This is a genomic window from Desulfococcus sp. (assembly GCF_050178255.1).
In the GTDB taxonomy this organism is placed as follows: domain Bacteria; phylum Desulfobacterota; class Desulfobacteria; order Desulfobacterales; family Desulfococcaceae; genus Desulfococcus; species Desulfococcus multivorans.
Genome location: NZ_JBFXGG010000041.1, coordinates 1 through 22933 on the forward strand (window position 1 = coordinate 1; position 22933 = coordinate 22933).

The following is a 22933-nucleotide window of genomic DNA, read 5'->3' on the forward strand; positions in this document are numbered from 1 at the left end:
TGGGTTTCTTCAAGCTCGGCGATGACATCTTTTTTGAATTCGCCTTTGACGAAATCTCTAACCGCCTGCTGGATGCCTTTCTGTTCCCGGTTCAACTCGAATTCCATCTTTAACTCCTCATGTTTAATCATGGTGCGTTCGTTAAAAACCGCTTCAACCAAATTTTGCCGCGGCATTTACAGGCTGAAGGCTATAGGCTACAGGGGTGCGCCTGTGGCGAAGGGGGTGCTTTTATGCCCCTCCGGTCTTCGGCCTTCAGTCTCCATCATGACAGTCGGGTTGCGTTATGAACAGACTTCCGCTGAACGGGGCATGGATGCTCCTCCCGACAATCGATGCAGGTAATAGCAAGGTTTGTGCCATGAGGGTCGCAGACGATGATTTTCTGACGATCCGACCGGCGGCAATAATTACATCGGGCTGGGCGTTTCAATTTTAACAATATGATTTTAAAGAAATAATTGTTTTGATGAAGTGGCGGTTCAACGGTCTTGAAATCGTTGTGCAGGTGCAAAAGGTTCAGGGGATAACGAAGAGGGGTTAAAAAGGAGAAAGATAAAACGAACAAAAAAATCCTGCCGAAACCGGCATGAATATCTTGGTATAAGGCTATAATTATCTAATATTAGATTTAAAATAAACACATGCCAAAAATGGCACGAATCATGCCGATGATATGTCGAGGGCCTTGAGCTTTCTGAAAAAAGTTCTCACGGGAAGGCCGAGGCGTTTGGCCGCTGCCTCCCGATGCCACCGGCTCTGCTCCAGGGTTTTCAGAATCAGCGCTTTTTCAAAGCGGCGCACGGCTGTCCGGAAATCCGGGACGTCCGCCTGCTCTTCGATCGGTCCGCGAAAATCGGGGAGGCGACCTTCCGGTTCATGGGCATCGGTGTCGACAAGATCGAGCCGGTTCAGCGTGGCGTATCGGTGAAGCACGTTCTGGAGTTCACGGACATTGCCGGGCCATTCGTAGCGATTCATAAATTCCAGAACCCTGCCTGAGATCAACTCCCCGTGATCCTGTTTGTCATATTTTTTCAGGAAATGTTCGATCAGGAGCGGCAGATCTTCCTTTCGCTCCCTGAGCGGCGGCAGATGGATGGGAATGATGTGGATGCGATAGAAAAAGTCCTTACGCATCAGCCCCTTCTGTACAAACATCTTAAGATCCCGGTTGGTGGCTGCGACGATCCGGATTTCCGGCCGAAGGACTTCGTTTCCACCCAGAGGCGTATAGCCGCCCTGGTCTATGGCTCTGAGCAGTTTGACCTGCATGTGGAGACTGATTTCTCCAACCTCGTCCAGAAACAGGGTGCCCCCCTCGGCCATGTCGATATAGCCTTTCTTGGCGACATGCGCTCCGGAAAAGGCACCTTTCTTATAGCCGAAAAATTCGCTTTCAAACAGGCCTTCAGGGATGGCTCCACAATTGACCGGTACGAAATTCCTTCGGTTTCGATCACTTGTATCATGAATGGCCCGGGCCACGAGTTCCTTGCCCGTGCCGGATTCGCCGTAGATGATCACATTCGCGTCAGAGGCTGCAGCTTTGAGAATCATCTCATAGATCTGCTGCATCGCAGGGCTCTTGCCGATGATGCCACAGAATTGGTACCGGTCCTTCATGGAACTTCGAAGCCGGATATTCTCCTGGACCAGAGCCTGCTCAGACCGTTTCTGGTCGGTGAAATCGGTGATGAACCCCTCGAGGGCGACAAGTTCGTCTTCGGGGGAAAAGACCCCGACGCCTTTCTCCCAGACCCACTTTTCACCGTCGTTGTCGGCGAGACGGATTCGGTATACCATTTCGTAAGCACGGCGCTGGGAAACCGCTTTTTGAATGACGGCGAGAACCATCTTCCGATCGTCGGGATGGATGAGATCCGCGTAGCCGCCGGCATCCGCACCAGTCAAAACCGCCGGGTCCAGGCCGGTCAATCCCCGACATCCCTGGCTGAGAAAGGTCATGGTCCGACGGGCGTCGTTGCTGCCCCGGTATGCCATGCCCGGCAGATTGCCCATGAGGGTCGACAGCCGCCGGTCACTCTCCCTAAGGGCCTGTTCGGTCAGTTTGAGGGAAGTGATGTCCGTAAACGAGGCGACGCTTCGACGGGTGCCCGGGATCATGCCCACTTTCATGTAGATATACTTCAGTTGACCGGTTTTGGTGACGACCGTGCATTCGTATTCTTCCGGCGCCTTGTCCTCACGGATTCTCCTGAGGGTGTGATAGCGAACCATGCGCTCCCGGTCTTCCTCCACGAGAAACTGGGGCCACTTCAGCCGACCTTCGATTTCGGTCTTGGTGAAACCGGTGAGCTCCTCGAACTTGGGGTTGGCCCTGGAGACGAGCATGTCATTTTCAATGATGATGGCTGGAGCGCCCGAGTTGTCGAAGACACTCATGTATTGTTGAAGGGCCTTTTTTTCCGGCCGTTCATTCGCCTGCTCGAGCCTGCGAATCTGCTGCACCAGAAGATCCAGATCCTTCAGGTTCTGGATGGTAATAGTGTTGTCGTTCTTCATCCAACTGCGATTCCATGGGGGCAACCGATAAGCGAAGTGTCGCCGGCCCTCTCTGCATCAGACCGTCTCCGCTTTGGGGCACCGATGTTTTGACGGGGTTTGACGGTGAGCAACGTTGTGGAAATGGGGTGCATTCGTCTATTTTATTTCAGGTTCATTTCAAGCTCATTTCAGGCTCATTTCAGGTATTATTGCGAGCACTGACCGAAAGTATCGACGTCAGTTGTGGACGCCGTTAATGCTCGCTTCCGATGCAGGGCACTCGGTGATGGACTCGATGTGAAGATACCAGAACTCCTTGGTGAAGCGCTGCTCTGCGTCCTTGAAGTCTTTGGCAAAGCGATATCGTACCCTTTTGACGTTATCACTGTTATAGCCGGTCATCTTGAATGCGCGCATCAAGATCCTCCATTGTTGGCGTATCGCTGGATGACTGCCGCGAAGTGGGTGGGGTTTCGGTTGCGGTCGTCAGAATTTCATACGGGAAACCCCCGATAGAATACCATTGATTAATATAAGTCCAATTGGATGAAAACTCAAGCCGGCTTTCATGACGGGGTGTAAAATTTCGCGGGTTCCGGACGCCCTGACTCAAGTCGCCTGCAGGCTGCCCTTGGGTGTAACGGAAAGGATGCCTATATTTCGGGATATAATGACGGCGGAACCCCGACGAAGAAAGCGCGTCCTGCAGGGACGGCGCGATTTCGCCGTTATGGATGAAAGGAGTTGACACCATGAAACCCGGGTTTCTGATGATCGCCGCGGCGTTATTGGCACTGATGGGACTTGGCATCCTTCGCCAGGCCGACGGCATGAGGGTTAACGAAAAGAATATGGAGAAAACCAACATGACGAATACCCCCCACAACCTGAGGAAAGCCACATTTGCCGGCGGATGCTTCTGGTGCGTCGAATCGGATTTCGAGAAGGTCGACGGTGTTGTCGAGGTGCTTTCGGGTTACACCGGCGGCGACCTGGAGAATCCGACCTATGAGCAGGTATCGTCCGGGTCGACCGACCACCTGGAAGCCGTTCAGGTGGTCTATGATCCCGGGAAGATTTCCTACACCGAACTGCTCGATGTGTTCTGGCGTCATGTGGATCCGACGGATGCCGGCGGTCAATTTGTGGATCGAGGGCCGCAGTATCGGACTGCGATCTTTTATGAAACCGAGGCAGAGAGACAGCAGGCCGAGGCTTCCAGGGCGGCGCTGGACCGGTCAGGACGTTTCGCCCGGCCGCTTGTGACGGAGATTCGCAGGCTGGACCGATTCTACGCCGCTGAAGCATATCACCAGGATTATTACAAGAAGAATCCGGGCCGTTACGGACGTTACCGGAGCGGTTCCGGGCGGGATCAGTTCATTCGGAAGGTCTGGAAGGACGATGACCGCAGCCTGAAAAACGGCGCTTCGAAAGTCCGTTACGCCAGACCCGATGATGCCGTCCTGCGCAGGACGCTGACGCCGCTTCAGTACACCGTGACGCGGGAGGAGGGGACCGAGCCGCCTTTCCACAATGCCTATTGGGACAACAAGAAGGCGGGCATCTATGTCGACGTGGTTTCCGGCGAGCCCCTCTTCAGTTCGACGGACAAGTTCGACTCCGGCACCGGATGGCCCAGCTTTATCCGCCCACTCGAACCGGACAATGTCATCGAAAAGGAAGATCGCAGATTTTTCATGGTCCGTACCGAGGTGAGAAGCCGTTACGGCGATTCCCATCTCGGCCATGTCTTCAACGACGGACCGGAACCCACGGGCCGCCGGTATTGCATCAATTCGGCGGCCCTGCGATTTGTGCCGAAGGCGGATCTGGAAAAAGAGGGGTACGGGGAATATCTCCGGGTGTTTGTATCTGAGCCGTAAACAGCGCCTGCGACGCGTGGGTGCCCGCGTTCGCTGTGACTATTGACCCAGCCGGATCCTGACGGAATGGGCGTGGGCGCCAAGTCCTTCGGTCTCCGCCAGGCGGATGACGTCCGGGGCATCTTCAAGGAAGGCTGTCTCGCTGTAAGAGATCAGGCTGGTCTTCTTGATGAAATTATCGACCGAAAGCGCCGAGGAAAACCGGGCGGTGCCCGCTGTGGGCAGCACGTGGTTGGGGCCGGCGATGTAGTCGCCGATGGGCTCCGGCGTGAACTGACCGACAAAGACGGCGCCCGCGTTTCGGATCCGTCCGAGATGCTCGAATGGCGCCTCGATATGGAGTTCCAGGTGTTCGGGAGCGATCCGGTTGGCGAGTTCGAAGGCGGCCGGGATGTCCGACACCACAAAGACCGCACCGTAATTCTCGAGGGATTTCCGAGCGATATCCTTACGGGTGAGATGCGCCGTCTGCCGCGTCACCGCAGCGACGACTGCCTCCGCCAGCGGTCGGGAGGTGGTGACCAGAACGGCGGAGGCGAGCGTGTCGTGTTCGGCCTGGGACAGAAGGTCAGCCGCCGTGAATTCCGGGTTGGCAGAATCATCGGCAATGACCAGCACCTCGCTCGGCCCCGCGATCATGTCGATGCCGACGGTGCCGGAGACGATTTTCTTGGCAATGGTGACATAGATATTGCCGGGGCCGACGATGACGTCGCATCGCGGAATCCGTTCGGTCCCGTAGGCAAGGGCCCCTATGGCCCAGGCGCTGCCGACTCTGAATACGGCATCCACGCCCACCCGACGGGCCGCCGCAAGCATGTAAGGGTTGACGGTGCCGTCCCGGCGGGAAGGCGTAACCATTATGATACGGTTGACCCCCGCGATCCGAGCCGGAATGGCGTTCATGAGAACGGTGGACACCAGCGGTGTGTCCCCCCCTGTTCCGCCGGGCACGTAAACGCCCGCCGTCTCCACGGGGTTGAAGATCTGGCCCAGCAAGGTGCCGGGCCGATCGGTGGTAATCCAGGATTTCCGAAGCTGCTTCCGGTGGAAACCTTCTATCTGTTCCGCCGCCCGCTCCATGGCCGCCATGAAGGAACCCTCCACGACGCTTTCCGCCGCTGAGAACTCCGCGGGTGTCACCTCCAGGTCCGCCGCCGTCAAGTCGGGGGCGTCGAACCGGTTGGCGTAGTCCACCAAAGCCGCGTCTCCGCGCGAGGCAACATCTTTTAAAATGGTCTTGACGTTTTCGAACAGCGCTTCATCGAATGCGACGCCCCGCCCGGCAATTGCTTTCAGACGGCCTGTCGCCGCATTGGATGGGTAAGTGTATATCTCCATGGGTCCTGCCTTTTTCAGTCTTTATTGCCGTTATCATCTTGACAAGTCGATAGCCTTTTGAAAAAAGAAAAGTTTCTAATTACCACAGGTGAGTTTCTCACACAATATTCAATTATGATCGGAGGCGCTTATGAAGGAACACCGAATTTACAATTTCAATGCCGGCCCTGCGGCCCTTCCCCTGCCCGTCCTTGAGGAAATTCAGGAAAATTTTCTCAATTTTGCGGGGTCCGGCATGTCTATCACCGAGATCAGTCACCGTTCCAAGTGGTTTGATGCCGTTATCGAGGACGCCATTGCCCGCACGCGACGCCTCCTGAAGCTGGATGACCGGTTCCATGTCCTTTTTCTGCAGGGCGGTGCCAGTTTGCAGTTCTGCATGATTCCCATGAACCTCCTTCCTGAGGGCAAGGCGGCCGATTACGTCAATACCGGAACATGGTCCACCAAGGCCATCAAGGAAGTCAAAATTCAGGGAAAAACCGTCAACGTGGTGGCCTCCTCCGAGGATCGGGACTTTGCATACATCCCCAAAAACATTCCCTTCAACCCGGATGCGGCTTATGTCCACATTACCTCCAACAACACCATCAAGGGCACCCAGTGGGCCGAATTCCCCGAGACCGGCAGCGTGCCGATCATGGCCGATATGTCCTCGGACATGATGAGCCGTCCCTTCGATCCCAACCCCTTTGGGGTGATTTACGCCGGCGCTCAAAAGAACATCGGACCGGCAGGCGTATGTATGGTGATCATCCGGGAAGACATGCTGGCGCGGGTTCCCCAGAATCTGCCGACCATGCTCAAATACACCACCTTCAGTGAAAAGAACAGCATGTTCAACACGCCGCCCTGTTTCGCCGTCTACACGCTCCAACTGGTCATGAAATGGCTGGAGGAGACCGTGGGGGGCCTTGACAAGATGGCCGCCATCAATGAGAAAAAGGCCGGGATGCTCTATGATTTCATGGATCGGAGTGAATTTTACCGGGGAACCGCCGACACCGACAGCCGTTCACGCATGAACGTGACCTTCCGCCTGCCCTCCGAGGCGTTGGAGCAGAAATTCATTCAGGAGGCCACTCAGGCCGGCTTCGGCGGCCTCAAGGGCCATCGCTCCGTGGGCGGATGCCGGGCATCCATATACAACGCCACGGGGATCGACGCCGTTTCGGCGCTGGTGGATTTCATGAAAACCTTCGAGAAGAGAAACGGTTAGGCCGAAGCCGTCCTTGGCCGGGAAAGCGAACGAGACATACACCGCCCCGCCGGGAATTCGGCGGGAGCGGGGTGTTCTCAGCCGTCTGGAATATATGGGTTGCCGCTGTATCAGCAAAGGTTCGACGCCCCCTGGTGAGCATGGCTTTGACGCCGTCTCCGGCCGGTCATGCATTGCTCTCGATTTCGACGGAACCCTCATTTTAGAGCATGTCCCGATCGTATGGGTTCTGTTCCTCCTGCGCTTTTCCAACTGGACGCTGACACGCAGATTGGCGTTCATGGTGAAAAGTGCCGTGCGAGGCACGGCGGCGCTGATGCTCTCCCGGGGGGCTGCATGGGCTCCCTGGGCCGTCCGGGCGACCTTCGGCGCATTCAAGGGGGTTGAAGTCGAGTCACTGGCCGCCCTGGTCCACGGCGCGCCGATGCCTTCGACCCCGGGATCGGCCCATACGCTCCATCTGAATCCATCAGTGATGACGATTCTTCGCGCCATTTTGTGTTCATTCAGGTCGCATCCTGAAGTTCACGTCTATTCCCAGGGCTCTTCCCGGGAGGTTGTCCAACAATTTCTTGACAGATCCGATGTTCGAAAGTGCTTTGATGAGATCGGCGTTTCGCCGGCCGCCATTGTCGTTCATGCCAACAGGATGATCGCAGACCGGAACGGCTGTTTTACCGGCGGGGTCGAAGGCATGATTCTGACCAAATTCAATCGCCTTGACATGATGCCCCATCAGACGGTGTTTATCGGTGATGACGCAGATGAACGTATTCTCAATAGATTGCCCCTTGGGAAGACGATACGATTCATTAATTGGCGGCGGTGGGAAGGGCTGAAAACGCAAGCGGGCAGGGCTTGACCCCCTGCCCGCTGTCTGGTATTGGTGCTGCTATTCGCTTTCCGCACCTGATCTTTCGAGGGCTTCCATTCTGTTCCGAATGTCATCCAGCGTGCGATTCAGCTCTTCGGATTCGGTCCTGAGCATCTCCAGTTCCTCCGCTTTGCTCATGGTGCGGGCCGAACTCCAGCCGGCGGGGAAGGGGCTGCCACCCCGTCCCCGTCCGGCACCCCATCCGTGGCCCAGACCAAAACCGAAGCATCGTCCGCCGCGGCCGAATGTCCTGCCGCCGACACCCCGACGGATGTAAGGTTGACCTGTGTTGCAGAAGCCTCTGCCCCCGCCTGTCATGGGTCCCCGACCTATGGGACCGGTTCCGTCATAACCCGGCATGATTTGCCTCCTTTTCATAAGATTACGATTCGTTTTGAGACCCCCAATCCCGATCGACACGTCCGGTCGTGGCGGTCCGGCCGCCACGGCCTTTCCTGCCGAAGCCCGAAATATTTTCGGGTTCATTGCCTCGACCCCGACCATTCCGGCCGCAGGAGCCGTTACCGCTTCCTGACGGTCCTCGACTGTCGGGACCGGTTCCATCACCTCTCGGCATACACGCCTCTCCTTTCCGGAGTTCCGCTTCGCTGTGCCCTCGGCGTCCACACCGTCGCCGATGTCTGCCGCGGCCTTCCCGAAGCTGATAGTTGCCCCCGCCGACCCGAAGCACCTTGCCCGTCAGTAGCGCATGGGTGACGGTATGACGGGCTTCTGCCAGAATCCTGCCGTAGGTCTGGCGGGAGATGCCCATGAGAACGGCCGCGCCGTCCTGATCCATCCCTTCATCATCGGTGAGTCGAAGCGCCTCCATGCCTTCCACGGAGAGATGGACCTCGCCGGTAGGGAGGGTCTCCATCGGGCCGAAAGAGGGCACCAAAGGGTGTTCAGACACCAGTCGCGGTTTTACGGGTCTCGGCATGACAATCAACTCCTGTTATGGTCATTTGACTAAAACATAGTTGCTTTGATGCTGGGTGTCAATGGGAAATAATGGTCAAATGACAAAAAATGTTCTGTTTGTCGACAGACCATCCTGAGAAAAATCTGACAGGGCAGGCGGAAATATCCGCCTCGGGACGATGGCGGCGTATCGGCGGTGAAGACTGCGAGGAAAAACCTTTCCGCAACCATGCCCGCAACCGCATTTTGCAGAAAGTTATTATCTATCTGATTTAATTTATATACTCAACTTTCGACTTTCATAGGCCGGTGCCGGGAGGATACGACCCGCGCCCCTTCAGCGGTGAGTTTTAGTGCCGCTTAAGCGCAGTGGAGGATCAGCGGCCCGGACTGTCTGAGCGCAACGAGTTTCCGGGCCGCCCGGAGCAAGCTTTAGCGGCACTTGAACGAAACCGCGTGGGGCACGGGTCGTATCCTCCCGGCACCTCTTTCCGGTTACCATCATGAACGTCGAAAGTTAAATTGTATAATGGAATTTTCTCCCCCGCCACCATGGCGGGGGAGCGAGAAGAAGAGTAAAAGACCCCCAAGGAAAGTTGGAGGGTGTCACAGAATTAGCAGGTTAATTCCGTAAAAACAATCGGTGAAAACACCCATTTTACCTAGGTACAAATACCTATGGACATAGGGCTTGGGCCCCGGTCCATGAACACCGAAAGTTGCGTGTCGAGTTTTTGACCGTCTTAAAATCACTTATCAATCCGGAATACTATCTCTTCACAGGACATTCCCCATCAGCGTTCGTTCAAGGGTCTCACTGAGGCTGTCGGGCGCGGTCTTGATTTTCTCCATGCACTTGGAACATAAATAGATGAAATTATCGGATCGATAGATAATACCTTCCGGATCTTTCATACCGCAGAGGTCGCACTGGGTGTTCCGGTCATTCAATTGTTCATACATGCTGATCACCTTCCGCAGAAAAGAGGTTAGGACCTGAGGGGAGGCTCGTCAAAGTCTGTCAACTGATCATCCAGACCGTTGTTTTGCCGGCCAGTTGAATGACTTTGTTTGTCACGCGTCCCATGTGGAATTCTCCGACCTTGGAGTGGCCTCTCCGGCCGATGACAATCGTCCCGTACCCTCCCGTCATCGCCTGGGCAATAATGGTCCCGCTCCTAGTGGCGACACCGGACACGATTTTTGTGGTGATGCGGCGGTGATCGAAGCCGGTGTCTGCAAGGATTTTGACCGCCTTCTCAAAAGCAGCGCGCACTACATGCGCCTCCCGGGATTCCTCCGTCCATTTCGCCCCCTCGGGGGGTGCAAAGAAATGTTCATCGGGACCGGGGAGCCTGAAATCAAAACTCCGAATCACCTGAAACAGGGTGATATCGATGTCGGCGCCCGCTGTCATTTCTCCCACGTATTTTACCGCTCTCAGGGCGTTATCGGAGCCGTCTATGGTCACCAGAAGTTTAAGCGGGGCGCTGCTGTCGAAGATGACTTCGGTCCCCATGAGCCAGAGGGGAACCGTCGTCAGGCCGGCAATGAGCTTTGCAGCGACGCTTCCGATGACGAGACGCGTGATGGGGTTCATGCCCTGTCGCCCAACCACGACGGCGTCATAGCCGGATTGGGCTTCCCGGATGATGTCCCTTGCAATCCCGATCTGCTTTTCCTGGCTTTTAATGACGAGGTCGTCCGGTGAAAAGCCATATTTCAGAAGCGTCTTACGGGCGTTTTCCAGAAACTCGCCGATAGCCCTCTTGTGCTCAATCTCCCACAATCGGCCGTCGTCGGCGTTCGGATCGATGAAGGGATCCTCTTCGGTGTCCCAGAACCGCTCGGGCCGTTTGGTGTAGACACTGAAAAGAACGATCGTTGCGGTGTTCCGGGGCAACACCCGAGCGAGGTAATGCACCGCGTTGAAGGAATGATCGGAACCATCCAGGGCGACCAGTATTTTTTTACGATTTTTCGCATCCATCGTTCACAACGCCTCCCTTGGTCAATTTGCGGCTCGATACCGCCATAACTGTTAAAGACCTGTCACGAGATTCACGGAGTCCCGGCACTACAGAGATCTATGAAGGATGCGGACGACCAAGTCAAGAGAATCTTCCGTTGCATGCTGTCTCGCGGCTTTTGGATGGGGTGCCGCTGTCGGAATGGCGGATGCTGCCGTGGTTGCGGTATAGTGTGTCGGCAGCGGAAACGGCTATTTTAAGTTTGAAATCTTCAAGATAGATGATTAACCTCCTAAATTATAAGCTCTTGAATTCTTCTTCCATCTCCTAACATGACATGCAACATGATTTTCGCATCGGTCCGGCCGCCTGACAGAGGATCTCCTGCAAGAGACGGCCATCGTCCAGCAAAAGATCGGAAGCCGCAGGTATATAGAAGGCGGCACCAAAATGGCTGTCTGGTAAGAATCTCATGATGAACTTTACATCTACAGAAGAAGCGCCATAAGGGGGATGCTCATGAAAATGATGAAAGGAGCGGTTTCTATCGGATTGATGGCGGGTATCATCGGATTGTCCTGTTTCACACCGAAGCTCATGGCGTCCGAAGTCCCGGCTCCGTCAGTCCCATCCGGTCCATCGGCCGGCGATGGGCTGCGCCTCGAAGATCAGGCCCGCCTCCCTGATCTGATCGTCTATGCCTACGAACAGAATCCCGCAATCCAGGCGGCTCGGGAAGCATGGCGGGCCGTGGTGGAAAAATACCGCATGAGCACGAGCCTGCCCGATCCCCAGCTGATGGTCACCTATTTCCCCGATCCCATCGAGACCCGCCTCGGTCCTCAGGACTGGAACGCTTCGATCTCCCAGAGGTTTCCCTTTCCCGGCAGGCTTTCCAAGGAAGGCGAAGTGGTGGCGCAGGAGGTCCTCATGGCAAGGCTCGATCTGGACAGGACCGTCCGGGATGTATCGGTGGCGATCCAGGAATCCTACCACGAATTACACTACATCCGCCAGGCCCGGTCCATTGCCGGTAAGAACGCCGGCTTGCTGGATGAACTGAGAAAGATCAGCGAAACCGCCTATGCCGAGGATCAGGCGACCTTCCTGGATGTGGTGAAAGCACAGTCCCAGACAGGGCAGCTCAGGTATGACATGCTGCTCTTGGAGGAGCTGGAGGATACCGAGCGAACCCGGCTGAACGGACTGCTGAACCGGGCGCCCGGGGCCCCCATCGGTGAACTTGCGCCGGTTGCCGTTCGGCCGGTAGTCTACACCCTCGACGACATCTATGCCATGGCCGAATCCCGGCAGGAGGAGATCCGCACGGCCGATGCCCAGGTGTCCCAGGCGGAGCGCCGCATCGAGCTGGCCCGATACCAGAATCTCCCGGATTTCAGTGTGGGGCTGTTCTATGCGGGCATCGGACAGCCCGACGTGGCCGTGCCGCCGCCGGATTCCGGAGATGATGCCGTGGGCATCCAGTTCGGGGTAAGCATTCCCCTCTGGTTCGGCAAAAACACCAGCCGAACGCGGCAGGCGACGGCGGACGCCCAGAAAGCCCGAGCGATGAAGGCCGAGCGGATCAACCAGAGCCGGACCCAGATCCGCGCCCTCTATTTCCGGCTTCGCAATGCCGAGCGGTTGATGACCCTCTATGGGAAGGAGATGATCCCCCAGGCGCTGGCCTCCATGGAGACCGCCGAAACGTGGTTCCGGGAAGGGCAGGGCAGTTTTTCCGATTTTGTGGAGATTCAGGCGACGGTCTATAACTTCCAGCTCTCCCTGGCCCGGGCCCGGGCGGACTACGGCAAGGCCCTGGCCGGGCTGGAGCGTCTCGCGGGGCTCGATCTTACCCGGCAGGAGACGGCATCGGCAGGGGAGATCAAACCATGAAGACGATACTACGTGTGATCGTTACGCTGTCGTTTTGCGCGACCGCTGGCTGCAGCAGCAATTATCGGGAGATGTCCTCCGAGCTGGGCAATTACCGGCCGCCGTCCTATTTCCAATCGATTGCAGACGGCACGAAAGCTGCGGCGTCCCTTTCGACAGAACAGGATTTATCCCGTGATGAAGGCCGGCGGCAGCTTGCCGGGATGCGACAAAAATGGCGGAAGGTGTCCGGGGCCTCCGGAACGGCGGACGCCTTTTACCGGCCGGAGCCGGAGCGCTTCCGGAGGCTTTCGACCGCCGCCCGGAGCGATGCCGGGGCGGCCGGCGTCCTGAAGAGGGGCTACACCCTGGAAACCCTCGAGATGCTGACCCTGATCCGGAGCCCCGTGATCCACGCCGCGGAAAAGCGCCTTCAGGCGGAGCTGCAGGCGTTCAGCCAGGTGGCGGAGCTCGATGCCGTTCTCGAGCAGTATACCGCCTTCACCGAAGGGCTGATGACCGGCGTCGGCCCCATGAAGGGCAAGGACTCCGTAAGGATGAAATTTCCGTTTCCCGGCGTGACGGCCCTCAAGGGCGAGGTGGTGGATGCCTCTGTCCGGGCTGCTGCGGAATCCCTTGAAATTGCACGCCGAGATGCCTTGACCAATGCAAGGAAAACCTACTGGAATCTTCTCTATGTCCGGAAATCCCAGAGCATCACGTCTGAGACGCTGTCCCTTTTTCAGCGTCTCGAATCGGTCGCGCAAACCCGTTACAAAGCCGGCAATACGAGCTTTCAGGATGTCATCAAGGTGACCATCGAAAGTCGAATTCTGGAGGAGGATCTCGTCACCCTGACGGAGCGCACCCGCAATCTGGAATCGATGCTGCTGGATATTCTGGATCTGCCCCCGGACACCGCCATCGGACCGCCTGTGAAAGAGACACCGGACCGGCGCCTCCCGGCCCTGGACCGGCTCCACCCCCTTGCACGGGACCGGCGCCAGGAACTCCGTCGTCTTCGTGCCCAGGTGGGAAAGATGGAGCGGATGCTGGAGCTCGCCGAAACCATGATCCTGCCGCCGTATTCCCTGGGTCTCTCCTATTATGACGACGAGGCGGTTCTCCAGGCGGGATCGGCTGCCGTGAAGGCGTCCTTCTCGGACCGAACCACTGCGGCCGTGGGTGGGGGGCTGCCCAAATCACCCTGGTTCGGTACCAACGACGCCTGGCTGAAGGGAACGCGCAGCTCCCTGGCGGCGCTGCGGGCCGATCTCAGGAAAACGGCGGCAGCGACGGACAACCAGGTCCGGAACACGTGGTTTGAGATGGACCGGGCCGTCAGGGAGGAAATCCTCTACCGGGAAACGGTTGTGGATCTTTCGAAGTCCGCTCTGGACGTATCCACCCGCGGATACGAGTCGGGCACGGTCTCCTTCGCGGACGTCATCGCCTCCTATACCAACTGGCTCAGGGTTCGCCTGGCACTGGCACGGAAGATTTCCGATATCGGCGTGGCTCGGGCCGAACTGGAGCAGGCGATCGGCGTATCTCTGTGAGGCGCCGCACCTCGATATGTTCAAGTTGCGATGGCGGCACGCCGCGGCCCGGCATACCGTTGAACGACATGTGTCGACGGCATGCCGGACTCCTGATGGGATGAAGGACCTTTGATCATGGAAAATGAAAAAGAGAAAAACGCTTTAAACCGAGAACATAGGGTATCCGTAAAGACGCTGTGGACGACGGTGATCGTCGCGGCGGTTGTTTCCGTCGTTCTCGCATGGGCGGGACTGCGACTGTTCGGATATCACGCACCGCACCGGGTGAGCCTCGAAGGGGCTTCAGGTGAGGGCGCGTCCGAGGAAACCCAGCTCTGGACCTGCGGCATGCATCCTTGGATCATCACCGAAGAACCGGGGCTCTGCCCCATCTGCGGGATGGAACTGGTCCCCAAGAAAAGCGACGCGGCACCCCAGGCCGCCTCGGGGGAGCGGTCCATCGCTTATTGGCGGGCCCCCATGGACCCCATGGAGATCTACGATGCTCCGGGCAAGAGCAAGATGGGAATGGATCTCGTACCCGTGTATGAGGACGAACTGGTGGGCGGGGTCGACATCCGTATCGATCCGGTAGTGGAGCAGAATATGGGTATTCGAACGACACGGGTGGAGAAGGGATCGCTGGTGCATACGATCCGGACCTATGGGCACATTACCTATGACGAAACCCGAACCGCCCAGGTCGCGCCTAAGGTCGACGGATGGTTCGGTCGCCTGTACGTCGATTTCACCGGAGAAATCGTCGAGGCGGGACAGCCCCTGTACGAGATCTATTCTCCCCAGCTTCTGGCCGCCCAGGAAGAATACCTGACGGCCTTTCGCAACGCCCGGCGGATGGGCGGTGCGAGCCGCGAACTCCTGGCATCGGCCCGCCGACGCCTCAGCTATTTCGATGTAGCCGAAACCGAAATTCAGGCTATCGAATCGGCGGGGGAGGTTAAAAAGTTTGTGATGATCCGCTCTCCGTTCAAGGGCGTGGTGACGCACAAAAACGCCCTGGAAGGCGGATTTGTCAAGGCGGGGACCACGGTTTACACGGTGGCGGACCTTACCCGGGTATGGGTGGAGGCCCATATCTTCGAATATGAGCTGGAGTGGGTGGCTGAAGGGCAGGAAGCCGTGATGACACTGCCTTACCGGCCCGGGAAAACCTATCGGGGGAAGGTGGCTTACGTCTATCCCTATCTCCAGCGGAAAACCCGTGATGTGGTGATCCGGCTCGAGTTCCCCAACCCGGACCTGGACCTGAAGCCCGAGATGTATGCCGATGTCCGCATCAAAACCAGCGGTAAGGGGGAGGGATTGATCATCCCCAACGAATCGGTGATCCGTTCCGGCGAACGCAACGTGGTTTTCGTGGCCAAGGGCGACGGTCGCTTCATCCCCAGGGAGACGGTCCTGGGCATGAGCCTGGACGGCGACAGGATTCAGGTTTTAACAGGGCTTGCAGCCAACGAGACCGTGGTGACGTCCGGCCAGTTCATGCTCGACTCGGAATCCAAGCTGAAGGAGGCCGTCCGGAAGATGATGCCGCGCGGAAAGCCGTCTGCACCATCGGAGCCGGAGTCGAAGGGGGACGCCGACTTTTTTGAAGGCATGGAAACACCGCCGGCGTCGGATGATCCATTCTTCGAGGATATGGAATGACATATTTGCCGACATCAGCGAACATTCGAGCGTGAATGAATTGTGACGGCAAAGAGGGGTGCCCCGGATGATCGAGAAAATTATCGAGTGGTCGGTGAGAAACAAGTTCATGGTGATCCTCGCGACGCTCTTCGTGATCGCGGGGGGCGTGACGGCCATGCTGAACACCCCGTTGGACGCTATTCCCGATCTGTCGGACGTCCAGGTCATCATCTACACGGAATATTCCGGCCAGGGTCCGCAGGTGGTGGAGGATCAGGTCACCTACCCCCTGACCACGGCCATGCTGAGCGTGCCTTACGCCAAGGTGGTCCGGGGGTATTCCTTCTTCGGGCTTTCCTTTGTGTACATCATCTTCGAGGACGGCACCGATCTCTACTGGGCGCGTTCCCGTGTCCTCGAATATCTCAATTTCGTTTCCGGCCGCCTGCCCCAGGGGGTGACGCCGAGTCTTGGACCGGATGCCACCGGCGTCGGATGGGTTTATGAATACGTGCTCAAAGACACCACCGGCAAATATGACCTCCAGCAGCTCAGGAGTTTCCAGGACTGGTATCTGCGGTATGAGCTGACGGCCGTGCCTGGTGTCTCCGAGGTGGCCGGGATCGGCGGGTTCGTGAAACAATACCAGGTGACGGTCGACCCCAACAAATTGCTGGCTTACAACCTCCCCATTCAGAAGATCCGGCAGGCCATCCAGCGCTCCAATACCGACGTGGGCGGGAAGTTGATCGAAATGGCGGAGACAGAGTTCATGGTGCGGGGGTTGGGGTATATCAGGTCCATCGACGATCTTGAGAAGATCGCGGTGGGCGTCGACCTGAAGGGCACCCCGATATTGCTGAAAAATATCGCCAACGTCCAGATCGGCCCCGATCTGCGGCGAGGGATCGCCGAATGGAACGGGGAGGGCGAAATCGTGGGCGGCGTCATCATCATGCGGTATGGTGAGAATGCCCTCGAGGTCATCCGAAAGGTCAAGGAACGGCTGGAAGAACTGGAGAAGGGGCTGCCCGAGGGCGTGGTGATCGAAACGGCATATGACCGATCCGGCCTGATCCATCGGGCCGTGGCGACGCTCAGGACCAAGCTCTTGGAGGAGCTGACGGTGGTGGCCGTCATCTGCGTCGTTTTCCTGCTCCATCTGCGGTCGGCGTTTGTGGCCATTTTCACCCTCCCGGTGGGTATTCTCATCTCCATTGCGATCATGAATTTCATGGGGATGAACGCCAACATCATGAGTCTGGGTGGGATCGCCATCGCCATCGGCGTCATGGTGGACGCCTCGGTGGTCTTGGTGGAAAACGCCCACAAACACCTCGAGCGGGACCGCGGAAACGCAACCCATGCCCAGATCATCATCGACGCCTCCAAAGAGGTGGGGCCCGCTTTGTTCTACAGCCTCCTCATCATCACGGTCTCTTTCCTGCCGGTCTTCGCCCTGGGGGAGCAGTCGGGCCGCATGTTCAAGCCGCTGGCCTACACCAAGACCTTCGCCATGGCCGCCTCGTCGATCCTGGCCATCACCATCGTGCCGGTGCTGATGACCTTTTTCGTCCGGGAAGACTCCCTCGATCCAGCGCTCTCCAGCCGGCGGAAACGCCGGATCCGCGTCGTCTCTGTTGCGGCGCCGCCTTTGCTGGTCGCGGGGGCCGGGCTCGCCGGCCTGGATCTTCCGGATTGGAGCCTCGCCGCCGCCCTGGGTCTTTCCTTTTTCATCTTGGTGTGTCTGATCCCCCAGAGAATCATGCCCGAGGCGAGCAACCCCATCAGTCGCTTTTTCATCCGGCTCTATCTACCGCTGATCCACATGGTCCTGAAATGGCGGAAGACGACGACCGTCGCCGCGGTTCTCGTCCTTATCCTCACCTGGTACCCGGCATCCCGGCTGGGGAGCGAGTTCATGCCGCCGCTGAACGAGGGGGACCTCCTCTACATGCCGACGACCCTGCCGGGCATCTCCATCACCAAAGCCAGGGAGCTGCTCCAGCAGACCGACAAGATCATTCAGGCTTTTCCCGAGGTCCACCACACCTTTGGGAAGATCGGCCGGGCGGACACACCGACAGACCCGGCGCCCCTGTCCATGATCGAAACCACAATCATGCTGAGGCCTCATGCCGAATATGAGGTAATCCATGTGGACCGCTTTTTTTCGGATTGGCCGGGTTGGCTCAAATATCCCCTGACATGGCTCTGGCCCGAGGAGAAAAACGGAAAACTTCTCCACGAGTGGCGGCGAAAAAAGGTCGACCGATGGTTCTCGGACTGGCCCGGATGGCTCAAAGCTCCCCTGACGTGGATATGGCCGGAAAAGCGATACATGACCACCGATGAATTGGTTGACGATCTGAACGCCGCCATCCAGTTTCCGGGCCTGACCAACGCCTGGACCATGCCCATCAAGACCCGCATCGACATGCTTTCCACCGGCATCAAGACACCGGTGGGCATCAAACTCATGGGGTCTGATCTGCAGGTGCTGTCCGACCTGGGAGAACGGATCGAGGCGGTGGTCAGGGACATCCCCGGCACCCTGTCGGCGTTTTCCGAGCGGGTGACCGGAGGAAATTATTTCGATTTTAATATCCGGCGAACCCAGATCGCCCGCTACGGGCTGACGGTGAATGATGTCCAGGAGGTCATCATGACAGCCATCGGCGGCATGAACGTCACGTATACGGTGGAAGGGCTCGAACGTTATCCCGTCAACCTGCGATACGACCGGGAACTCCGCGACAATATCGATCGGCTCCGGCGGGTTCTGGTGGCCACGCCCACCGGCACCCAGGTGCCGTTGGCTCAGCTCGCGGAGATCTCCATCCACAAGGGACCGGCCGGCATCAAAAGCGAGAATGCCCGTCGTTCGGCCTGGATATATGTCGACCTCAAGGGTGTTGATGTGGGCACGTACGTCGAGACCGCCAAAAAGATCGTGGACGAGGCTGTAAAGCTGCCGGCCGGCTACTCCATGGTCTGGTCCGGACAGTATGAATACATGGAACGGGCGAGAAGGACCCTGAACATCATCGTGCCCGCGACCCTGGCGGTGATCTTCATCCTGCTCTACATCCATTTCAACAGCATCGTGGAAGCGACGGTGGTGATGGCGAGCCTGCCTTTCGCCCTGGTGGGCGGGGTTTGGCTGATTTATCTTTTAGGCTATAATCTTTCGGTGGCGGTGGTGGTGGGGTTCATCGCGCTGTCCGGGCTGGCGGCGGAGACCGGCGTGGTCATGCTGGTGTATCTGGACGAGGTGTATGCCAGGAGACGCGCCCAGGGCGAGATGGGTTCTCTCGAAGACCTGAAAGCGGCCATCATCGAGGGCGCGGTGGACCGGGTGCGCCCCAAGATCATGACCGTAGCCACGACCCTCATCGGCCTCCTGCCGGTCATGTACGGTTCGGAAACGGGCTCCGAGACCATGAAACGGATTGCCGCTCCCATGGTCGGCGGGCTTGTTTCATCCACCGTCCTGACACTCGTCATCATTCCCGTGGTGTATGACATCTGGAAGCGATGGGAACTCAAGCGGGCCTGGCGGGAAGAAGATTCGACAGGTTGACGAGGAAACCCGTGGCGCCGGTGTGCAGTTCGGGAAAAGACGCGGGAGAACGTTTTGATCAACAGCGGTAAGCTTCGCCCACACGGTCGGGGAAACAGAAAAAGGAGACATTGACCATGAAAAAATACATGTATATCGCAGCAATCGTATTTGGCGTGATGATGGCCCCGGCCTGGCCTGTGTTGGGCGCCGGCGACGGGCATGGCGGAGGGGGCGGTCACGGAGACGGTGGAAGCGGCCGGGACATGGGGCAAGGCGGCCATATGATGGACGGTTCCAGCCAGGGCATGGCCCAAGAAGGGCTAGGGGGTATGGAAATCCACACCGCCACTGTGGAGGGCTATCATCTCAGTTACGAGCTTATCGACATGAAAGCGCGGATGAAGGGCATGGAAAATATGCCCGAGATGGAACACAGCCACCACCTGATGGTGTATGTGAAGGACAAGGACGGCAACCCGGTCGAGAACGCCAAGGTCGGATACCTGATCAAGGGTCCCGGCGACAGCGAGCAGAAGGCCATGTGCATGGGTATGGGTGCCGGCTATGGCGCCGATATCAGCTTGGATAAGCCCGGAAAGTACACCGTTAACACCAAAGTGGTTGCAGGAGGCAAGAGCATGCAGGACAGCTTCGAGTATGAGGTGAAATAGGAATCGGTGTTTCTACAGGCATCTCTCGCAGCCCTGGCATCGTCATGCCGGGGCTGCCGGCGGACACTCCCGGAGCCGGGCCGGCAATATACCCGTCACTGGCTATACCGGACAGCGGCGTGGGGCACTTTTATGGAAAATCCGATCAGACAGGAAAAAATGCTTCTGAGCCTCATCCTCGCCTTCGTTCTTTTCTCGGGTGCGGCCATATATGCAGGCGTCCGCCAGATATACGATAAGGAGTCAAGATACAGTCACGGCATCGCGAACGCCAATTTGGCTTCGGGGAAGACGCTGGTCGAAGCCTTCTTCTCCGATGTGAAGGCCCATCTGCAGTTCATCGCGGCGGCTTCGCCCATGGGAAAATACATCGACAGTGATTTCCGCTCGGTTGAATACGAAGAGGCCGTCCGGCGGATGTTCGAAAATTACATAATGAACTTCGGCCACATTCTGCGGATTTTTGTCATCGATGACGCCGCCGGGATTCTCCTGGTTGTGAACAGGCATAATGACCGAAATGTTCCGCTTTTCAGCAACTTCAGGTCGGCATTGGCGGGCAGTTTGGGTGCCATGGTTCTCGATGTCGAAGAGGAGGGGAATGGCGTCAAGGCCCCATCCATTGTGGCTGCCGTTCCGCTCCTTGACAGGCATGAACGGTTGCGGGGAGCATTGGGAATGGAAATCGATCCTGAATTTTTGTTCAGACTTCTCCCCGGCCGTATCTACATTCAAGTCGCTGGGCATAGCATCCTCAAACCGGCTGACGACTCCATGGGAGGACTTGAATGGATGGGGAGCCGTTTTCAGGGCGAAGCGGGGGTGGTGAAAATTTCCGACACGGAAACCGTGCACTATACAAGGCTTGATATTCCCGGTGCGAAAAGCGGCATCATCGCCAATTACCACCACCACGAACTGCTGATGCTGGCGTGGAAACGGCTGATCGTTGCGGCGCTGCTCCTGTTTTTCCTGTTTTTCGGCCTCATCGCAGGGATCGGATACTCGGTGCATTTAAAAATCAGGGAAAAGATCCTGGCCCAGAAAGCGATGATATATTCCCTGATCCGGCTGACCGACCGGCGGGATCAGGAAACGGGCGGGCACCTGGAGCGGACACGGAGGTATTCTGTGGCCATTGCAAGGCATCTGAGAAAAAACCGCCGGTACCGGAAAATCATCACCGGCCGATTCATGGAGGAACTGTATGACGCGGCGCCGCTGCATGACATCGGTAAGGTGGCGATACGGGATGCCATCCTGCTGAAGAAAGGAGGGCTGAGCGATGAAGAGTTCGAGGAAATGAAGGACCACGTCAGGATCGGCGCCCAGATCTTTGACGATATCATCCATAAATTTCAGGTGCACCACCCGTTGATCCTCATGTGCAGAAGCATCTGCAGATATCACCATGAAAAGTACAACGGCAGCGGATATCCGGAGGGCCTTCAGGGGGGTGAGATTCCCCTCGAAGCGAGAATTTTTGCACTGGCCGATGTCTATGACGCCCTCCGCTCGGAGCGGCCCTACAAACCGGCGATGAGCCATGAACAAGCCATGGCGGCCGTCATGAATGAAAAGGGGGCGCATTTTGATCCCGCCGTAGTGGACGCCTTCGTGGCCGGAGAGAAGGAAATTAAAGATGATTGTCGGCATCGTGATGGCTGCGCCTGAACCTGCTGACCAACTACGATGAGGTCCCCTCTATTTCCAGCACACGACAGACCTCAGGCCGGCCTGCGGCAAATCGCCGCGAGCCGGATCAGCTTTCCTCGCCCGGCCTTGGCAAAAAGAATTCCTCAACCTCAACTTCAGTCCTGGAAAGGGATTACGCATCGGTTTTCCCCATGGCGATCACCTTTTCCCGAAAGGATTGCGACTGCTTCTCCCTGGGAACCAGCAACGTAAACGTCGCGCCTTTGCCCCATTCACTGGTGACCTGTATCTCGCCGCCCATGTCATCGAGAATCTTTTTGCTGCAGGCCAGCGACAACCCCGTACCCTCGCCGGTCGTGGTAAAGAACGGCTGAAACATCTTCGGCAGGTGCTCCGGCCGGATGCCCGGCCCCTGGTCCTGAACCTCGATCCGGCAATGTGCGGCACCCCGCTCCGACCGGATCTCTATCCTGTCCCCCGGCGAGGATACCTCGATAGCGTTGACGATCAGCTGATCCATGACCCAACCGATCTTTTCGACATTCACCTGGGAGGTGCACCCGTTTTCATCGAGACGGGTCCGAACGGAGATTTGCGCCTCCTTCAGCCGGGCCCGGCAGTGTTCTATTCTCTGGAGGATGATCTCGTTCAAGTCCTTAGAAAGTGTCTGAAACTGCTCCGACGGAACATAGGACGACAGGTTATCGACCATGCTTTCCAGCCGATCCATTTCCCGTTGGAATTCCGCTCCAAATTCCAGCGCATCGTCCGAGTCGCCGGCGGATTTCGCGGTCAATCGCTTGAGCGCTTCCAGGATATCCCGCATTTCATAGCCCACCGCCGTGGCGGCGCGGCCCAGGACAGCGAGCTTCTCAGCGTGCAGCAGGTCGGCTTGCTGTTTTCGCTGCCGGTCGACAATCCAGCCCAGAGCAAGCGCAATCAGATTGAAGAATATAATCTGGCTGAAGATGGTCAGCATATTGCCGTGGCCGCCATCATAGAAAAGAATATATGCCGCATAAATCACGCTGATGGCGGCGGAAACCGATATCCCGATCCTGAGACCAAACCAGAAACTCGCAAGCAGAATCGGTATCATATACAGCTCTCGGTGCAGGACGTGAAGGACGATATCGCCGTGTCCGGTGCTGTAATGGAGAACGGTGATGATCCCCGTCAATCCAATGATCACCATTAACTTGAGTGGTACGGATGTAACATCCATAAATCATACCTCCTGCAGACCGTTTCAGGGT

17 protein-coding genes are annotated in these 22933 nt (G+C 57.4%); 9 read left to right on the forward strand and 8 right to left on the reverse strand.

The annotated features are described in order from the left end of the window. Positions 1-663: 663 nt before the first annotated feature. Both AB7S84_RS09600 and AB7S84_RS09605 read right to left on the reverse strand, forming a co-directional pair. Positions 664-2526 carry a sigma 54-interacting transcriptional regulator gene (locus AB7S84_RS09600; protein ID WP_020875894.1) on the reverse strand — a complete coding sequence of 621 codons (1863 nt, stop codon included), beginning with the start codon at positions 2524-2526 and terminating at the stop codon, positions 664-666. 219 nt (positions 2527-2745) lie between these two features. Next, positions 2746-2925: a hypothetical protein gene (locus AB7S84_RS09605; RefSeq protein ID WP_020875893.1), complete on the reverse strand. Its 180-nt coding sequence runs from the start codon at positions 2923-2925 to the stop codon at positions 2746-2748. 335 nt (positions 2926-3260) lie between these two features. Between AB7S84_RS09605 and msrB the strand changes: the two genes are divergently transcribed. Then, on the forward strand, positions 3261-4394 hold the full coding sequence (gene msrB / locus AB7S84_RS09610) for a peptide-methionine (R)-S-oxide reductase MsrB (RefSeq protein WP_020875892.1): 1134 nt from the start codon (positions 3261-3263) through the stop codon (positions 4392-4394). A gap of 39 nt (positions 4395-4433) precedes the next feature. Here the strand turns inward: msrB and hisD are convergent, their stop codons facing one another. After that, positions 4434-5735 (reverse strand): histidinol dehydrogenase, encoded by a 1302-nt coding sequence (gene hisD, locus AB7S84_RS09615; protein WP_020875891.1) that lies wholly within the window; start codon positions 5733-5735, stop codon positions 4434-4436. Between the two features lie 130 nt (positions 5736-5865). Here hisD and serC point away from each other — a divergent pair, with 130 nt between their 5' ends. Both serC and AB7S84_RS09625 read left to right on the forward strand, forming a co-directional pair. Further along, positions 5866-6954 (forward strand): 3-phosphoserine/phosphohydroxythreonine transaminase, encoded by a 1089-nt coding sequence (gene serC, locus AB7S84_RS09620; RefSeq protein WP_020875890.1) that lies wholly within the window; start codon positions 5866-5868, stop codon positions 6952-6954. Between the two features lie 13 nt (positions 6955-6967). Beyond that, positions 6968-7816 (forward strand): haloacid dehalogenase-like hydrolase, encoded by an 849-nt coding sequence (locus AB7S84_RS09625; protein ID WP_020875889.1) that lies wholly within the window; start codon positions 6968-6970, stop codon positions 7814-7816. Positions 7817-7846: 30 nt separating this feature from the next. On the opposite strand, the gene AB7S84_RS09630 is transcribed toward AB7S84_RS09625, so the two are convergent. The 4 genes from AB7S84_RS09630 to AB7S84_RS09645 form a co-directional block, all read right to left on the reverse strand. After that, the gene (locus AB7S84_RS09630) at positions 7847-8188 is read right to left on the reverse strand and encodes a DUF5320 domain-containing protein (protein ID WP_020875888.1); all 342 of its coding nucleotides are present in this window, start codon (positions 8186-8188) and stop codon (positions 7847-7849) included. A 22-nt stretch (positions 8189-8210) separates the two neighbouring features. After that, a complete protein-coding gene (locus tag AB7S84_RS09635; protein ID WP_020875887.1) occupies positions 8211-8768 on the reverse strand; it encodes a DUF134 domain-containing protein in 558 nt (185 codons plus the stop codon). Positions 8769-9526: 758 nt separating this feature from the next. Continuing rightward, positions 9527-9712 carry a hypothetical protein gene (locus AB7S84_RS09640; RefSeq protein WP_428154134.1) on the reverse strand — a complete coding sequence of 62 codons (186 nt, stop codon included), beginning with the start codon at positions 9710-9712 and terminating at the stop codon, positions 9527-9529. A 58-nt stretch (positions 9713-9770) separates the two neighbouring features. Continuing rightward, complete coding sequence (locus AB7S84_RS09645; RefSeq protein WP_428154136.1) at positions 9771-10739, reverse strand: universal stress protein; 969 nt, start codon at positions 10737-10739, stop codon at positions 9771-9773. Positions 10740-11238: 499 nt separating this feature from the next. Here AB7S84_RS09645 and AB7S84_RS09650 point away from each other — a divergent pair, with 499 nt between their 5' ends. The 6 genes from AB7S84_RS09650 (at position 11239) to AB7S84_RS09675 (ending at position 21695) form a co-directional block, all read left to right on the forward strand. After that, positions 11239-12615 (forward strand): TolC family protein, encoded by a 1377-nt coding sequence (locus tag AB7S84_RS09650; protein WP_428154138.1) that lies wholly within the window; start codon positions 11239-11241, stop codon positions 12613-12615. Next, positions 12612-14153: a TolC family protein gene (locus AB7S84_RS09655; RefSeq protein ID WP_428154140.1), complete on the forward strand. Its 1542-nt coding sequence runs from the start codon at positions 12612-12614 to the stop codon at positions 14151-14153. The genes AB7S84_RS09650 and AB7S84_RS09655 overlap by 4 nt, the downstream gene beginning before the upstream one ends. 117 nt (positions 14154-14270) lie before the next feature. Continuing rightward, a complete protein-coding gene (locus AB7S84_RS09660) occupies positions 14271-15803 on the forward strand; it encodes an efflux RND transporter periplasmic adaptor subunit (protein WP_428154142.1) in 1533 nt (510 codons plus the stop codon). A 67-nt stretch (positions 15804-15870) separates the two neighbouring features. Further along, positions 15871-19368, forward strand: coding sequence for an efflux RND transporter permease subunit (locus AB7S84_RS09665; RefSeq protein ID WP_428154145.1), 3498 nt, complete (start codon positions 15871-15873; stop codon positions 19366-19368). Positions 19369-19484: 116 nt separating this feature from the next. Next, on the forward strand, positions 19485-20021 hold the full coding sequence (locus tag AB7S84_RS09670; RefSeq protein WP_428154147.1) for a hypothetical protein: 537 nt from the start codon (positions 19485-19487) through the stop codon (positions 20019-20021). 132 nt (positions 20022-20153) lie between these two features. Then, the gene (locus tag AB7S84_RS09675) at positions 20154-21695 is read left to right on the forward strand and encodes an HD domain-containing phosphohydrolase (protein WP_428154149.1); all 1542 of its coding nucleotides are present in this window, start codon (positions 20154-20156) and stop codon (positions 21693-21695) included. A 154-nt stretch (positions 21696-21849) separates the two neighbouring features. On the opposite strand, the gene AB7S84_RS09680 is transcribed toward AB7S84_RS09675, so the two are convergent. Further along, positions 21850-22902 carry a sensor histidine kinase gene (locus tag AB7S84_RS09680; protein WP_428154151.1) on the reverse strand — a complete coding sequence of 351 codons (1053 nt, stop codon included), beginning with the start codon at positions 22900-22902 and terminating at the stop codon, positions 21850-21852. Positions 22903-22933 lie beyond the last annotated feature (31 nt).